This is a genomic window from Mycobacterium sp. IDUB_37, assembly GCF_055419245.1.
In genome coordinates this window covers 763,382-779,892 of sequence record NZ_JBVAXG010000001.1, presented here as the reverse complement: position 1 = coordinate 779,892, position 16,511 = coordinate 763,382, and the positions used below count along the sequence as shown (strand labels likewise).

Annotated in this window: 12 protein-coding genes; 4 read left to right on the top strand and 8 right to left on the bottom strand. The window is 66.4% G+C overall.

The features are described from left to right. Window positions 1-51 precede the first annotated feature (51 nt). On the bottom strand, window positions 52-1,353 hold the full coding sequence (gene lipY / locus ACZY1I_RS03670) for a triacylglycerol lipase LipY (RefSeq protein WP_463752891.1): 1,302 nt from the start codon (window positions 1,351-1,353) through the stop codon (window positions 52-54). 188 nt (window positions 1,354-1,541) lie between these two features. Here lipY and ACZY1I_RS03665 point away from each other — a divergent pair, with 188 nt between their 5' ends. Next, the gene (locus ACZY1I_RS03665) at window positions 1,542-2,387 is read left to right on the top strand and encodes a cyclodehydratase (RefSeq protein WP_463752889.1); all 846 of its coding nucleotides are present in this window, start codon (window positions 1,542-1,544) and stop codon (window positions 2,385-2,387) included. Between the two features lie 6 nt (window positions 2,388-2,393). Here the strand turns inward: ACZY1I_RS03665 and ACZY1I_RS03660 are convergent, their stop codons facing one another. Beyond that, on the bottom strand, window positions 2,394-2,567 hold the full coding sequence (locus tag ACZY1I_RS03660) for a hypothetical protein (RefSeq protein ID WP_463752888.1): 174 nt from the start codon (window positions 2,565-2,567) through the stop codon (window positions 2,394-2,396). Between the two features lie 155 nt (window positions 2,568-2,722). Here ACZY1I_RS03660 and ACZY1I_RS03655 point away from each other — a divergent pair, with 155 nt between their 5' ends. Beyond that, on the top strand, window positions 2,723-4,066 hold the full coding sequence (locus ACZY1I_RS03655) for a macrolide-binding ATPase MABP-1 (RefSeq protein ID WP_463753495.1): 1,344 nt from the start codon (window positions 2,723-2,725) through the stop codon (window positions 4,064-4,066). A 70-nt stretch (window positions 4,067-4,136) separates the two neighbouring features. Here ACZY1I_RS03655 and ACZY1I_RS03650 read toward each other — a convergent pair whose 3' ends face one another. Together ACZY1I_RS03650 and ACZY1I_RS03645 are read right to left on the bottom strand one after the other, a co-directional pair. Then, window positions 4,137-4,412, bottom strand: a complete 276-nt coding sequence (locus ACZY1I_RS03650; protein WP_463752887.1) for a WhiB family transcriptional regulator — start codon at window positions 4,410-4,412, stop codon at window positions 4,137-4,139. 425 nt (window positions 4,413-4,837) lie between these two features. Continuing rightward, window positions 4,838-6,946 (bottom strand): ATP-dependent DNA helicase UvrD2, encoded by a 2,109-nt coding sequence (locus tag ACZY1I_RS03645; protein ID WP_463753494.1) that lies wholly within the window; start codon window positions 6,944-6,946, stop codon window positions 4,838-4,840. 96 nt (window positions 6,947-7,042) lie between these two features. On the opposite strand from ACZY1I_RS03645, the gene mrx1 reads away from it, so the two are divergent. Together mrx1 and ACZY1I_RS03635 are read left to right on the top strand one after the other, a co-directional pair. Continuing rightward, window positions 7,043-7,297, top strand: coding sequence for a mycoredoxin Mrx1 (gene mrx1, locus ACZY1I_RS03640; RefSeq protein ID WP_463752886.1), 255 nt, complete (start codon window positions 7,043-7,045; stop codon window positions 7,295-7,297). Between the two features lie 62 nt (window positions 7,298-7,359). Next, window positions 7,360-8,013: a sensor domain-containing protein gene (locus tag ACZY1I_RS03635; protein WP_463752885.1), complete on the top strand. Its 654-nt coding sequence runs from the start codon at window positions 7,360-7,362 to the stop codon at window positions 8,011-8,013. Here the strand turns inward: ACZY1I_RS03635 and nudC are convergent. The 4 genes from nudC to ACZY1I_RS03615 form a co-directional block, all read right to left on the bottom strand. Beyond that, window positions 8,006-8,926: an NAD(+) diphosphatase gene (nudC, locus tag ACZY1I_RS03630; protein ID WP_463752884.1), complete on the bottom strand. Its 921-nt coding sequence runs from the start codon at window positions 8,924-8,926 to the stop codon at window positions 8,006-8,008. The genes ACZY1I_RS03635 and nudC overlap by 8 nt on opposite strands. A gap of 6 nt (window positions 8,927-8,932) precedes the next feature. Then, window positions 8,933-10,000 carry a potassium channel family protein gene (locus ACZY1I_RS03625; protein WP_463752883.1) on the bottom strand — a complete coding sequence of 356 codons (1,068 nt, stop codon included), beginning with the start codon at window positions 9,998-10,000 and terminating at the stop codon, window positions 8,933-8,935. Window positions 10,001-10,062: 62 nt separating this feature from the next. After that, entirely contained in the window at window positions 10,063-13,407 is a 3,345-nt protein-coding gene (locus ACZY1I_RS03620; protein WP_463752882.1) for an ATP-dependent helicase, read from the bottom strand. Next, on the bottom strand, window positions 13,374-16,499 hold the full coding sequence (locus ACZY1I_RS03615) for an ATP-dependent helicase (RefSeq protein WP_463752881.1): 3,126 nt from the start codon (window positions 16,497-16,499) through the stop codon (window positions 13,374-13,376). Before ACZY1I_RS03615 ends, ACZY1I_RS03620 begins: the two co-directional genes overlap by 34 nt. Window positions 16,500-16,511 lie beyond the last annotated feature (12 nt).

Below are 16,511 nucleotides of genomic sequence, written 5' to 3'. Positions count from 1 at the left end.
GTTGACTACCTGTTCTGCCGTTTCACAGCTGCGCTTCATGCAAGCACGTCTTTAGATACCGAGTTCCTGCTTGATCTGCGGCCAGTAGCGAAGACCTCCCGGACTCAGCAAAATCCAGTCATGGAATCCGCCGCTGGCCATCGCAAACCTGATCGGAGCCGACTCAGTTATGGCTTTTTGCGCGAGGACAAACAAATCGGGTGCGACCGGATCTAGCGAACCCGCGTAGATATAGGTCGGCGGGAGCCCGTCAAGTGATCCGAATAGTGGACTCACCAGAGGATCGGTCAACGCAAGATCGCCTGCCCAAAGCTGCGCCGTGTGGTAAAGCATGTTTCCGCGAGGAGGGAAAAAAGGATCGTTGATGAACCCAATGTTCGGATTAATCAAACGTTGGTCCATAAGCGGGGACAGCAGAACCATCGACGCCGGTACGGTTTGGTGGTTCGCCACCAGGTATTGAACGGCGGCCAGTCCGATGGTGGCGCCTGCGGAGTCACCGAGCACGCTGACGCGAGAAGCGCCGTGTGCGGCGATTTGTGTGGAGATGAAGCCGGCCACGCTGGGGACCACCGTGCCGGCGGTACCTCCTTGTTGAATCAACGGATAGATCGGCACCTCAAAGGTCGCGCCGGTCTGGTAGGCCATCACCGAGTAGCCAAGCCAGTGGAAGATCATCGGCGGCCAGATAAACCCGCCACCATGCAGGGCGACCACGTAGTTGCCGTTGGGATTTGCAGGGGTGATCTGCACGACGCGCATGCCGTCGTAGGTGGTGTACTGGACCGTTTCTCCCAACAGCGCCGTCAAGAGCTTCGGAGGGGAGTCGCTGAAGATCGGCGCCAGGAGACCGCTGGCAAATAGCTTCTGGACTGGGGAATTCAGCACCCCCATCTGGTCCCATATTCCGGATACGGTCATGAAAGCGCTTACCGGCCGCAACAGAGCGGTTTCAATTCGGGTTAGTAGCGACTGTTTGCCGGTGAAAATCGGATTTTCCGTGGCCGGGACCGGCTCGATGGCCGGCGACCCGAAGATATCGGTGAAGACACTGTTTCCCAACGCCGCAAAATTGGCGGCTTCGGTGCTGGCAAAGGATTCCGCACTCGACTTCAACGCGTGCACGAACTGCTGATGAAACGCCGCCGCCCGCGCGCGAAGCGCCTGAAACCCCTGACCATGGTCTGAGAAGAGCGCCGCAACTGCCGCCGATACCTCATCCGCGGCTGCAGCCTGCACCGCCGTAGTGCGGGAAGCCGCTGCCGCTTGGGCGGCGTCGAGTTCGGAGTCGATAGTTGCCAACTCGGTTGCCGCAATCGTCATGATCTCGGGTGCTGCGATGACCAATGACATGTCTGTCCACCTCCGGGCGAACCCCTGTTTTTCACTCGCCCGGCGGTCTCCTCCGTCAGGTAGACGCAACGTAAAGCGAAAGGGCCAGAAGAAGCCTGAGTAGTCAGGTACCTGATTCTTCGGGTGTCGTTTACTTCTGTGGATAACCGACTACGGCGCTTCGCTCAGGCATGGCACCGTGACATGTCATGGCGCGGCCCGGACATTGCTTGTATTGCCTGGATCCGGCCATGCCGGTATTGCTGCGGCCCGACGGTGTTGTGCAGGTGGGTTGGGATCCGCGCCGGGCCGTTCTGATCCGTCCGCCCAGTGACCTGACCGCGACGCGACTGGCCGCGGTGTTGAGGTCGATGCGGTCGCCGGTAGCGCTGGCGGACCTCCAGCGTCAGGGCGGTGGCCTCAATGGCGAGGACCTGCAGCACCTGGCCAACCAACTCGTAGAGGCCGGCGTGGCGACCCGCGGTGACCGCAATGTCACCGGACGGTCGGCATCCATCCGGGTGCATGGCCGGGGGCCGCTGTCGGACCTGCTGGTGGGAGCCCTGCGAGGATCGGGAGCCAAGGTCGGGCAGAGCAGCCAGTCACATGCGACGGTGACCACCGCGTCGGTCGATCTGGTGGTGCTGGCGGACTTCCTCGTAGCCGATCCGCGCGTGGTGCGCGACCTGCAGAGCGCCGGCGTTCCACACCTTGCCGTGCGGGTTCGGGATGGCACCGGCCTGATCGGCCCGCTGGTGATCCCCGGAGTGACCAGTTGCCTGGCATGCGCTGACCTGCACCGGCGTGACCGCGATGCGGCGTGGCCGGCAATCGCCGCGCAGTTGCGTGACACCGTCGGAGTGGCCGACCGGGCCACCTTGCTGGCGACCGCCGCGCTGGCACTGGGTCAGGTGAACCAGGTTATGGCCGCCGTGCGCGGGCAGCACGCGGACCCTGATCCCCCGTCAGCACTCAACGCCACGTTGGAATTCGATCTGCGGGCCGGCTCAATCGTGACGCGGCAATGGACGCGGCACCCGTTGTGCTGCTGCTGAACAGCTCTACCCCAGTCGGCCCTGCTCAGGAACCGCCGTGGAGATCGCCGCATATGCCCGTCCGAGGGCGTCCAACACGTTCTCGTTCAAGGTCCGCTCGTCGCGGTGTCGGTGCAGCGTCTCGATGATCGCCCGGAACAAGGCGTCGGCGGCGTCGTGCTGCGATTGTCTGGCTGCCATGGCTAGTGCGGTCCACCCTCCGGACGTGCGTTCAATGCTTCACAGGATTTGTGACGCGTAGAGGCTACCTAGCCAACGCAAACGAAAAATTTGCATTCAAATGTCGAGGATCGATGCTCCGAGGCGAAATCGATGCATGCGATGAGCTGGCCGTCGTGGATGATGGATATGTGTCAGACATCAAGCGTGGCCGCGCTGCCCGAAACGCAAAGCTCGCTAGTCTGCCGGTCGGCATGGCTGGTCGGGCCGCCCTCGGCTTCGGAAAGCGCTTAACCGGCAAGTCGAAGGACGAAGTTAACGCCGAGCTGATGGAAAAGGCGGCCAATCAGCTGTTCACCGTGCTGGGTGAGCTCAAGGGCGGCGCGATGAAAGTCGGCCAGGCGCTGTCGGTGATGGAAGCCGCCATCCCCGAGCAGTTCGGTGAGCCCTATCGCGAAGCCTTGACCAAGCTGCAGAAGGACGCCCCGCCGCTACCCGCAGCCAAGGTGCACCGGGTGCTGGACGCCCAGCTGGGTACCAAGTGGCGGGATCGCTTCAGTGAATTCAACGACACCCCGGTCGCCTCGGCCAGCATCGGCCAGGTGCACAAGGCCATCTGGTCCGACGGCCGTGAGGTGGCCGTCAAGATCCAGTACCCGGGCGCCGATGAGGCACTGCGCGCGGACCTCAAGACCATGCAACGCATGGTCAGCGTCTTCAAGCAGCTCGCTCCCGGGGCCGACGTGCAAGGCGTGGTGGACGAGCTGTTCGAACGCACCGAGATGGAGCTCGACTACCGGCTGGAGGCAGACAACCAGCGCGCGTTCGCCAAGGCGTACGAGGGTCACCCCCGCTTCGCGGTGCCGCACGTGGTGGCCAGCGCGCCGAAGGTGGTGATCCAGGAGTGGATCGAAGGCAAGCACATGGCCGAGATCATCCGACACGGCACCCAGGAAGAACGCGACCGAATCGGCACCCTGTTGCTCGAGTTCTCTTTTGACGGGCCACGCCGGCTGGAGATGCTGCACGGCGATGCCCACCCCGGAAACTTCATGCTGCTGCCCGATGGCCGGATGGGCGTTATCGACTTCGGCGCGGTGGCTCCACTGCCGGGCGGCTACCCCATCGAGCTTGGTATGACGATTCGGTTGGCCCGCGACAAGAACTACGACCTGCTGCTGCCGACTATGGAAAAGATCGGATTCATCCAGCGCGGCCAGCAGGTGTCGGTCCGCGAAATCGATGAGATGTTGCGCCAATACGTCGAACCCATTGAGGTCGACGAGTTCCACTACACCCGCAGGTGGTTGCAGCGGATGACCGTCAGCCAGTTCGACCGGTCGGTCGCCCAGATCAAGACGGCTCGGCAGATGGATCTGCCGCCCAAGCTGGCGATCCCGATGCGGGTTATCGCGTCCGTGGCGGCGATCCTGTGCCAACTCGACGCGCATGTGGAGATCAAGCGTTTGACCGAGGAACTGATCCCGGGCTTCATTGAGCCCGATGCCGTTGTTGTCTAGTCCTCGCACGTAACGCCACTGCGAGATCCGGGTTCGGAAGTCGCAGTGGCTTCACGTTGCTCGATCGCCGTCAGGCCGCTTCTTTACGCGGACGACCGCGCGGACGCTTGCGGCTGACGATCGAGCCTCGCTCGAAGATCTCGCCGCCCCACACACCCCATGGCTCGGCCCGGTCCAACGCGGCGGCCAGACACTGGCGCCGCAGCGGGCAGTCCTCGCACAGCGTCTTTGCACGTTCGAGGTCTGCCGGGGTATCGGCAAACCATAGGTCGGGGTCACCGGCATGGCACGGTAGGACCGATTGCAGTGCTGGCTGCGTCCGTTCGGGGACTGTCGGTGCCGACATGTCCTCTTCACCTGCTTCCTGGTCGGTTGACTGTCTTCCTTTGATCCGGACCAGGATTGGGAGGCTCTGAACGGCTGGTTCCCAAATAACGGTGGCCACGGATCCGGGTGACTTCGGGTCCGTGGCCATTTGGCGAAACTGGGTTCTCTACCTAGGTTGAGCCCCGATTCACGGACGCTTCAGTCGCGGCGGCGGCGCGGTGCTTACCCGCGGCCGCCGGCGTAGCGGCGGCATGGCTGGTGGCCCATACGGGCGTGCGGGTGGCCGCGCTTACGCCGAGTTCATTTTTCGAGATCATGACGGGCCACCCTCCTTTCGCGTTACCTGCTTTGAGACCAACCCAACGGGCCGGCCGACTGTGGTTTCGAGACTAAACGGTACCAGCTGCCGAAAACAACCGATTTTCTGACCTGCGGAAATACCGCTCAGCGAGCCTGACGGACCAGGTCGAGCACATCGGGTCCGTACTGTTCGAGCTTGCGGGCCCCGATCCCGGGAATGGCGATCAGGGCAGCATCATCGGTGGGGCGCAGCTCGGCGATCGCGATCAGCGTGTTGTCGCTGAAGACGATGTAAGCCGGCACGTTCTGCTCCTGGGCGGCGCCGCGCCGCCAGTCCTTGAGCGCGAGCAGCAGACCCTCGTCGACGTCGCCGGCACAGGATTCACACCGCCGCAGCATCACTGCCGCCGGCGAGGTCAGGTCCTTATTGCAAACGCGGCAACGCAGCGGCCCCTTGTTACGCCGCGACTTGCCCGGCGCGGCGTCCACTCGGGTTTGCGGCGCGATGCCGTTGAGGAACCGCGAGGGTTTGCGGCTCTGGCGACCACCGGCCGACCGGGCCAGCGCCCAGCTGAGAGCCAGATGCACTCGTGCTCTGGTGATTCCGACGTAGAGCAGACGCCGCTCTTCCTCAACCGGTTCGCTGTCCGGGCCGTGCGCGATCGCGTGCGAAATGGGAAGCGTGCCGTCGGCCAGTCCGACCAGGAAGACCGCGTCCCACTCGAGGCCCTTGGCCGCGTGCAGCGAGGCCAACGTGACGCCCTGCACCACGGGTGGGTGCCGCGAATCGGCCCGTATCCGCAATTCGGCCACCAGCGCGGGCAGTTGCAGCTCGGGGCGTAGGGCCACCTCGTCGTCGACCAGTTCAGCAAGCGCGGTGAGCGCCTCCCAGCGTTCCCGGGCCTTGGTGCCGACGGGCTCCTCGGCCGTCAGCCCCAGCGGTTCGAGGATGGAGCGGACCACGCCCGGCAGGTCGCCGTCGACCTCGCGCTCGGCTGCGCGCTGCAAGGCAACCAGCGACTGCTTGATCTCCTGGCGGTTGAAGAACCCCTCGCCGCCGCGGACTTTGTAGGCGATCCCGGCTTCGGTCAGCGCCTCCTCGTAGATCTCCGACTGTGCATTGACTCGGTAGAGGATCGCGATTTCGGATGGTGCAGTGCCGGATTCGATGAGCGCCGCGATAGCGGAGGCGACCGCGGCAGCCTCGGTGGCCTCGTCGGGGTGCTCCCGAAATGACGGGGCCGGGCCGGGCTCCCGCTGGCCGATCAGCTGCAGCTTGCTGCCCGCGACACGGCCTCGTGCGGCGGCGATCACCTGGTTGGCCAGCGATACGACTTGTGGGGTCGACCGGTAGTCGCGTTCCAGGCGAACCACCGCGGCGTCCGGGAATCGACGGGAGAAATCGAGCAGGAAACGCGGCGATGCGCCGGTGAATGAGTAAATGGTCTGGTTGGCGTCGCCGACGACGGTGAGGTCGTCACGGTCGCCTAGCCAGGCCGACAGCACCCGTTGCTGCAACGGCGTGACGTCCTGGTATTCGTCGACCACAAAGCAGCGGTATCGGTCGCGGAATTCTGCCGCGACCGCGGCGTCGTTCTCGATCGCAGCGGCGGTGTGCAGGAGCAGGTCGTCGAAATCGAGCAACGTGACGTCCTCGTCGCGCACCTTGAGCGCCTCGTAGGCGGTGTAGACGGCGACCACCTTCTCGACGTCCAGCGGGATGTCCCGGGAGACGGCCGCCACGGTGCTCGCGTACTCCTCCGGGCTGATCAACGACGCCTTGGCCCACTCGATCTCACCGGCCAGGTCTCGCACATTGTCGGTGCTGACGTTGAGCCGGGACCGGCTGGCAGCGCGGGCGACCATCGCGAACTTGGTGTCGAGGAGTTCCCAGCGAGTATCGCCGATCACCCGCCTCCAGAAATATCGCAGCTGACGGTGTGCGGCGGCATGGAAGGTGAGCGCCTGCACGGCGCCCACGCCGGCTCCGCTCTGCGTTGCGGCATCGATTGAGCGCAGCCGGGACCGCATCTCCCCCGCGGCGCGCTGGGTGAAGGTGACTGCCAGCACCTGGCCCGCGGCGACATGACCACCGGCGACCAGCTGGGCAATGCGGTGCGTGATGGTCCGGGTCTTGCCGGTTCCGGCGCCTGCCAGCACGCAGACCGGCCCGCGCGGCGCCAGTACGGCTTCGCGCTGTTCGTCATCCAGCCCTGCGATCAATGGGTCGGCTATCACGGGCACGACGTCCATCTTGGCAGTGACGGCTGACAAGCCGGGCATGACGCCATGGCGCCTGCAGCGGGGTGGAGCTTGGAATGGTTCATCGTCCAGCTACGTTAACGAGTCATGACCAATGGTGCGCTCACGATCTACTCCACGACTTGGTGTGGTTACTGTGTTCGGCTCAAGACAGCGCTCAAGGCTCAAGGGATTTCCTACGACGAGGTCGATATCGAACACGACGCGGCCGCTGCAGATTTCGTCAGCTCGGTCAACGGCGGCAACCGGACCGTTCCGACGGTGAAGTTCGCCGACGGGTCGACTCTGACCAACCCCAGCGCCCGCGAGGTCAAGGCGAAGCTGGCCGAGAGCGTCGGCTAGGCACGTCGGATCCTCGGCGTGCGCCAGGGACGGTTGGCGATTGCGGCCTTACGATAAAGACCATGGCATCGGCGCTCGGGCGCAAACTCCGGCTGTTGCAAGTGGTCTTCCTCGTCTGGTGCATGTTCGCCACGATCCCGGCGTGCTCGCACAACAACGCACCAGCTGCGACGACTCCCACCGCAACGGGAGCCGACGCACTGATCGTCAGCGTCGAAGATGTCCGGCGGATCGCCAACTATGAAGAACTCACCGCGCACGCACACGCAGACTTGCGCCATCCGCCGTCCGGCGATGTGAACGCTCCGGGGCCGTGCCGAGCGGCCGGCACCAGTGACCTCACCTTCGCCGCCGGATGGACCGAGTTCCGCAGCGCGGGCTACAGCGGGGTGACCGACGACATCGACCCGGGCGGGCTCGCCCTGATCGACTCGGTGAGCCAGGCCGTCGCGATCTACCCGGACGCCCACTTGGCGCGCAGCGCGATCGAACAGCTGGAGTCCTCGCTGAATGCGTGCATCGCACTGAACGACCCGAAATACGACTTCAAGCTCGACAAACCCAATCCCACCACGCTGCGGATCACCGACAACGGCTGGAGCCATCAGTACCGGGTGAAGAACTCGGTGTTGATGTCGGTCGGTGTGCTGGGCATCGAGCCTGCGGAGCGAATCGCCACCACGATCATCGACAACATCGCCGATCGGGTCAAATAGCAGCCCAGGATTCGATGATCACCCGGGCTATCGAAATCGACCCGGGCAGTAGCAGTTTCGACTCCGATGTACTGGTCCAGTCGCCGGCGTCCAGCGACGTTCGTATCTCGTCGCGAGTGAACCAGGCCGCCTCGGCGATCTCGCCGTCGTTGAACGCGAACGGCTCATCCGGGTCCCCCACGGCGTGAAAGCCGACCATCAGCGAGCGCGGGAACGGCCACGGCTGGCTGCCGAGATAACGCACATCGGTGACGGTCAGTCCGATCTCCTCGCGGATCTCCCGTGCAACACAGACTTCGAACGACTCGCCGGCCTCGACGAAGCCCGCCAGCAGCGAGAACATTTTCGGCGGCCACATCGCTTGGCGGGCCAGCACAGCACGGTCGGCGCCATCGTGAACCAGACAGATCACCGCGGGGTCGACGCGCGGGAACTCTTCGTGGCCGGTGAGCGGGTTGACCCTCGCCCAGCCTGCTCTGGCGGGCTTGGTCGGCGTGCCGTCTACCGCACTGAATCGGGCGTTGTCGTGCCAGTTCAGCAGCGCCAACGCTGACGACACCAATTGGCTGCTGGCGTCGTCGATGATGCGGCCGAGCCTGCGTAGATCCAGCACCTCGACATCTTTGGGACCGTCTTCGGGGGGCTGCAGTGGGCCGCGGATCGCCCAGACATGGCGGCCATCGTCGACGCGCCCCAGGAACACCGCCTCTGGCGGCGGCGCATCGCCCAGCGCGATGGCGGGGCCCAGCACGACGCGGCCGTTCGCGGCCAGCACCTGGTTGCGGGAGTCCACCCTCAGCAGGGCGGCTTCGGCCCAACCCGCGGCGGCCGCGTCGATGTCGGTGCGCAGTTGGTCGGCGCGGTCGGCGCCTACCCGCGACAGCAACGGCACGTTGCGTAGTTGAAAGTCCATCGCGCGTCAGTGTCCCGTGCTGCGGACGTACAGCAGCCGATCACTGGCCTCGATGGCGTCCACTTCGGGTGCATCGACGCGCAGCAGCTTGCCGTTGCGGACCACCCCGAGCACGATGTCACGCAAATGCCGAGGCGATCCACCGACCTCGGATTGCTCGACTTCGCGTTCGGCAATGGCGAACCCCTCATCGGGAGTCAGCAGGTCCTCGATTACCTGCACGACGCTGGGGGTGGTGGTCGCCAGACCGAGCAGCCGGCCCGCGGTCTCCGATGAGACCACCACCGAGTCGGCGCCGGATTGCTGCAGCAAATGCTGGTTCTCCGCCTCGCGGATCGACGCGACGATCTTCGCCTTCGGTGACAGCTCTCGCGCGGTCAACGTGACCAGGACGGCCGTGTCGTCACGGCTGGTGGCCACGATGATCGAGGCCGCGTGCTGAGCACCGGCCAGCCGCAGGACGTCTGATTTCGTCGCGTCACCATGCACCGTGACCAGGCCCGCGGACGCGGCCCGATCCAACGCGGGCCGGTCCATATCGACGACGACGATATCTCCCGGGGCCACTTCGTCGCCGAGCATCGCGCCGATCGCGGTTTTGCCTTTCGTCCCGTAGCCGATGACGACCGTGTGGTTGCGCACCCTATTCCTCCAACGCTGGATCTTGAATGCCTGCCGGGACGTTTCGGTGACGACCTCGAGGGTCGTCCCGACCAACAAGATCAGGAATGCGATGCGCAGCGGGGTGATGATGAAGATGTTCGCCGCACGCGCGAACTCCGAAATGGGTGTGATGTCGCCGTAGCCGGTTGTCGACAGCGTGACCGCCGAGTAGTAGAGGCAATCCAGGAAGGACAGCCGATCGCCCTGCGCGTCGCGATACCCATCGCGATCGAGGTAGACCGTGACGGCGGCGAGCAGTAAGGCAGCGACGGCGATCGCTACGCGACGAGAAATGATCCGCGCGGGACTGGCCTGGCCCTGTGGTATCCGCAGCACGCCGACCAGCGCGTAACTGGGCTGGTCGGTCAGCTTTTCGTCGAGACGCCTCCGCCGCCAGCTACCTTTCGCCACGGAGACCCGTCATCGGCTCGGCCCCAGCGCGTGACTCATGCACGAGAAACATGTAACCACGATCAGGCTGGTGAGGGGCGACCGGAGTGTGACAGCAGCAAGGCCAGCTCGTCGACATCAAGCAGTTCATCGGGGACGACGGTGGTTCCGCTGCGCACGTAGTAAAAGGCCGTCCGCACCGATGATTCAGGGCAGCCATGCAGTGCGGCCCAGGCCAACCGGTACACGGCGAGTTGGATGGCGGCCTGGCGCCTTGCTTCAGCTCCGCGCGGCGGCTCACCGGTCTTCCAGTCGACAACGGTGGTACCCCCGTCGGCGTCGGCGAAGATCGCGTCGATCCGACCACGCACCACGATGTCGCCGACCGGCATTTCGAATGGCACCTCGACGGCGAGCGGCGTGCGCGCCGCCCACGGAGATGCGGCGAACAATTCCTGCAACGCGGCCAGCTCTTCGGGGTCGCCCACGTCGGAGTCGGAGTCCGCAGCACCCGGCAGATCACTGAGCTCGAATAGCAACTCAGCACCGTAGAACTTCTGGACCCAGGTGTGAAAGGCGTTGCCCAACAGAGCATGTGGGTCCGGACGGGTCGGCAGGCGATGGATCAGCCGCTGCGTTGCGGCCTTCGGGTCGCGCGCGAGCTCAACCAGGCCACTGACCGAAACCTGGCCGGGCAGCGTCCGATCAGGCGGTTGTGCGGCACGCGCACGCTCGGCCAGGAGCGCGTCGACGTCGGCGATCCAGCCTTCGATGTCAGCGGCGGCGTCGTCGGTCTGCGGCGGCGCCGCCGCAATCGCTTCCGTCACCAGCAGGGCACCGCGTTCGACGTCGCCGCGGCGATTCGCGAACGGGTCGGCAGGCCACACCGCCTCGATAACTTTGTCCCGTAGTGGGTTTCGTTCACCGTCAGCCGGCGCCGGGGCCCAATGATCCACCACACCGCAAGGATCGCAGGCTTCGGCGGACCGGTCGATGATGTCCTTCAGTTCGATCAGGAATTCCGACGGCCCACGTGGCTTGATGCCGCTGGATCCCCAGTGATGGCCGGACACCAGCAGGGTGTCCTCGGCCCGGGTGACGGCTACGTAAAGCAGCCGCCGTTCCTCGTCCACTCGACGCTGATCCAGCTCACCACGATGGTCAGAGATCTTGTCCGACAACTGCTTTCGATTGCTGACGGCTGATGTATCAAGCACCGGAATGCCCAGCGCACCCGCTCCGGCGCGATCTCCGCGGAGCAGTGGCGGCAGCTCGCCCGGGTCAGTGAGCCAGCTGCTCCGCGACGCCGTCGACGGGAATACCCCACCGGACAGGTGTGCGACCGCCACCACCTGCCATTCCAATCCCTTGGCCGAGTGCACGGTGAGAATTTGGACTCGGTCGCGAGCCACGACCGGCTGGGCGGGCGCCAACCCGTTCTCCACCTGCGCTGCCACGTCCAGATACGCCAACAGGCCGGCCACCGAAGCCTTTGTGGCGACATCAGCGGAGTGGGAGCCGCTTACCCGCTCGGCGTAACCGGCGACCTCGTCAGCGAAGGCGTCCAGATGTTCGGCCCCAGACCACTCCCCGGCAGCGGTGGCACGGACTTCGCAATCGATTCCCAGTACCCGTCGCGTCTCGGCGACCAGGTCCGGCAGTGCATAACCGAGGTGGCCGCGCAGCGAAATCAGTTCACCGGCAAGAACTTCGATGCGCCGGTACCCGGCCGCCGAATAGTTGGCGGCCGGGCCGGGGTCGGAGATGGCGTCGGCGAGGCAGGCCGCGTCGGCGTCGGGACCGGAGGCCATCGCTATCGTCTCGGCTGAAGCCGATTCGATCGGACTCGCCGAGCGGGTGGGCGCTGCACCCAACTCCTGCGCGCGTCGCCACAGTGCGGCGATATCCCGACCACCCAGGCGCCAGCGGGGACCGCTCAGTACCCGCATCGCGGCGGCGCCGGCCACCGGGTCGGCAACCAACCGCAACATGGCCACCAGATCAGCGACCTCCGGGACGGACAACAGGCCAGCCAGGCCGACGACTTCCACCGGGATTCCACGGGCGCGCAGCGCATCTGCGATGGGAGCGGAGTCGGAGTTGCGGCGCACCAGCACTGCTGCGGTGGGCGGGTCGGCGTCGCGGTCGCGGGCGTCCTGGTACTGCTGCTGCAGATGGTCGGCGATCCAGTCGCGTTCGGCCTGCACATCGGGAAGCAACGCACAACGAACCGTGCCCGGTGGGGCGTCCGGGCGCGAGCGCAGCGGGCGCACCGCAACCGACCGCCGCCGGGCCTCGGCCGATATCGCGTTGGCCACGTGCAGCGTTCGGGGCGGATTGCGCCAGCTGGTCCGCAATTCCAGGGTCGGCGCCGGGGAGCCGTCAGAAAGCGAGAAGTCGGTGGTGAATCGCGGCAGGTTGGTGGCCGAGGCACCGCGCCAGCCGTAAATGGACTGGATCGGGTCGCCGACCGCCGTCAAAGCCAGCCCGTCGTCCGCGCCGCCGCCGAACAACGACGACAACGCAACCCGCTGCGAATGGCCGGTGTCCTGGTATTCGTCGAGCAGCACCACCCGGTACCGGCTCCGCAGATCCCGACCCACCTGCGGGAACGTCGCAGCCAACCGCGCGGCGGAGCCCATCTGCATCCCGAAGTCCATGACCTTCTCGGCACGCATGCGTCCGTGCAAGGCGTCGAGCAGCGGCACCAACTCGGCTCGCGCATTCTGGGTGGCCAGCATGCGCAGCAACCATTGGTTGGGGCCGCGCTCGCGCTGGGACGGGCCCGCCGGCAGGGTGTGGACCAGCCTTTCCAACTCGAGGTGGGTATCGCGGAGCTGGTCGGTGTCCACGAGGTGTTCGGCGAGCTGCCCCGACAGTCGCAACACCAGCGAGGTGACAGCCGCCGGGGTTTTTTCGGTGTCCAGCGACCCGTGGTAGCCGTTGACGACGTCGAATGCCAACTGCCAAAGCTCTGTCTCGGTGAGCAATCTGGTGTCCGGCTCGACGGGCAGCAGCAGGCCGTAATCACGCAGCAGCGAGCCGGCGAACGCGTGGTACGTGCTGACGGTCGGCGCGCCGGCGGGTTCGGCGGCCGCTGGCGCGCCGGATCCCACACCAACGCCGGCCAACCGGGCCAACCGGGACCGGACGCGACGCAGGAGCTGGCCCGCGGCCTTCCGCGTGAAGGTCAATCCGAGCACTTGGCCAGGTTCGGCGTAGCCGTTGGCCACCAGCCATACCACCCGTGCGGCCATCGTCTCGGTCTTGCCCGCGCCCGCTCCGGCGATTACCACCAGCGGGCCCGGCGGTGCGGCAATAACCGCGGCCTGCTCGTCGGTCGGCGGGAAAATGCCCAGGGCACTTGCTAATTCGTATGGGGTGTAGCGCGGGTTCACGGTGCCGACCCGTCGACGTGGGCGGGGCATGACGGGCGCATCGGGCAGTGGGAGCAGCCGTCGTTGCGCCGGGCGATGAACTGTGGGCCGGCGGTCGCCTCGGCGGCCTGTCGGACCACGTCGCGCCAGTGGTCACGGGCCTCCGGCGTCAACGGGTCCTGTTCACGCTGCGTGGCGCCGGCCGCGCCCGTCTTGCCGGGATAGACCAGACGAGCGCCGCCGGGTTCGTCACCGGCGGGCACCATGCCTTCGGCCACCGCCAGTTGGTACAGCGCCAACTGCGCGTGCTGTTGGGCGTCGTCCTTGCTGACCGGTGTCTTGCCGGTCTTGACGTCGACTACCACCAGACGTCCGGCGCCATCGCGCTCCAACCGGTCCACCCGTCCGCGCAGCCTGACCTCTCCCCCGCCATTGCGCGGGGTGTCGAGTACCCCGTCAACTGCAACCTCGACACCGACCTCTGTCAGCTCGCCCCGCGTCTGCGCGCGCCATTCCACGAAGGCCTCGATCATGGCGCGGTGGCGGGTCAACTCGTTGGCCGAATGCCAGTCGGCGTCGAAGGGCAGGTGCTGCCATACCCGCTCCAGGTCGGCCAACAGTTGCGATTCGGTCTTGCCAGGTTCGGCGAATAAGGCGTGCAGCACTGAGCCGACCGTAGAGCGAAGCTCACGTGGGTTGGTTCCACCATGCCGCTCGGCAAGCCAACGCAGCGGGCAGTCATTGAGGGTCTGCAGGGTGGACGGCGTCAGGGTGACCACATCGTCGGCGCCACGCAACGGAACCTCCGTGCTGACCGGGACCAGGGCGTGCCAACCTGCCGGATCAGCTCCCGGCACACCACCTTTGGCCAGCCGCGCCAATTGTGTTGCCGCGCAGGCTCGGGCGGAGCTGTCCACGGCACCGGCAGGCGCGCAGACGACCGCGCGTAATCGGCCTACCACCGCCGCGGTCGACAACACGCGCGGCGCTGAAACCGTTTGCACCGCATCAGCTTCTGCGTCACCGTACTGAGCAATCTCGAAGAAGAACGGCGACGGCAGTGCCGTTTCCCCGTTGCTGCCGGTCTCGCTGTCTATCGCCGTCACCAACAATCGACGGCGCGCTCGGCCCATCGCCGCGACCAGCAGTCGGCGCTCCTCGGCAAGGAGCGGAGCCCGCGCGGACGCGGCTTCGGTGACACCGTCGAGTTCGTCGAGCAGTCGCTGGGTGGCCAGGACGCCACCGCGCGGAATAGTGTTGGGCCACAAGCCCTCCTGCAATCCAGCGATGACGACCAGGTCCCATTCATGGCCGAGTGCGGCATGTGCGCTGAGCACCTTGACCTGGTCGGTCTCGGCTGCCGCCGCTCTGTTGGCACGCGGCAGCTGCAAGGCCGCGACGTGCTCGATGAGTCCTCGCAGCGAGGCGCCGGACGTGCGCGACACATAGGCGTCGGTGATGTCGAACAACGCCGTCACGACTTCGAGATCCCGGGTGGCCTGGGCACCGCCGGTGCCGCCGCGCTCGGTGGCTGACAGCCAACGTCGCTGCAATCCCGACCGGTGCCACGCAGCCCACAGCGTGTAACGCGGGTCTTGACCGTCGCGGTGACACCGTGCCGCCGCCGAAAGTACCGCGCGCACGCGTCGAAGCGCACCGGACTGCGGCCCCGATACGGGTTGGTCGTTGCTGAGCGCCTCCACCAGTACGTCACCGAATGGAACGGACGGACGGTCGCCGCGGGTTCGCTGTAGTGACCTGCGCAGCTGTCGAAGCGAGACCGGGTCAACCCGACCTATCGGGCCGGACAACAGGGCCAACGCATGGTCTCCGTCGAGTCCGTCAGCCGTCGCGGCCAACACGGTGAGCAGGGCACGCGCCGCGGGCTCGTCGAACAGTGACCCGCCCAGCACCGGTGTCGCCACGGGAACCCCGGCGGCGGCCAATGCCCGCGGCAACCGGGCTCCGGCCCGCGGGACCGACCTGACGATCACCGCCATCTGCGACCAGGGGACCCCGTCGACGAGGTGCGCGCGTCGCAGCGTGTCGGCGATCAACGCCGCCTCCGCGTGCGCCGAGGCGGCCAGTCGCACCGCCACCGCTCCGTCGTCACGGCCGGTGCCCTCGATCCGCCGGCCGACCCGGGCACCGGGCAACCTGCTCGCGACACCGCTGACAGCACGTGCCACGGCAGGTGCGCAGCGATGCGACACGCTCAGTGTCACCGCCGGACCGTCCTTGCCGAGCAGTCCAGCCGACTCGCCGCCGCGGAAACCGAATACCGCCTGGTTCGGGTCGCCGGCGATCAAGGCAAGCTCGGCACCGGCCGCCAACACCTCGACCAGATGGGCCGCTTGCGGATCGAGTTGCTGCGCGTCGTCGACGAGCAGCACTCGGACGCGGGCACGCTCAGCGGCCAGGAGGTCCGGGTCGATCGCAAAGGCCTCCAGCGACGCGCCGACCAACTCGGCTGCCGCAAGTGCCGGCGCGGTCGCTTGCGGGGCCGCAGTGCCGACCGCCGCGCGCAACAGCATCACCTGCTCATATTGGAGGGCGAACCGTCCGGCCGCAGCCCACTCCTGGCGCCCGCACCGACGCCCCAACCGCTCCAGCTCCTGCGGATCAACACCGCGTTCGGCACAGCGCGCCAACAGATTTCGCAGCTCGTCCGCGAATCCCGCGGTGCTCAGCGCAGGCAATAGATGGTCGGGCCACCAGGACCCTGCCGCCAGGCCGTCCTCGAGGTCGCCGGCCAGCAGTTCCCGGATGATGGCGTCCTGTTCGGCGCTGGTGAGCAATCGGGGCGGTGGACCGCCCGCACGTTCGGCGGCCTGTCGCAATACCGCATAGGCGTAGCTGTGCACGGTGCGCACCAACGGCTGACGTACCGCGGACCGTCCCGCACCGCTGGGACTCGAGCGCAGTAGCGCTGTGGTCAACGCAGCGCGCTCCCGCATTCCGAGTTGCCCCGAACCAGTCAGCAGCAGAACCGATTCCGGATCTACGCCCGCAGCGATGTGAGCGATCGCGGCGTCGACGAGCAGGCTGCTCTTACCCGTCCCGGGCCCACCCAGCACTCGGACCGGTCCGCGCAGGCCAGGCTGAAGAACCGCACTCGCCTCGGCATCCCAGCTGTATGACATAGCAGGCATGCA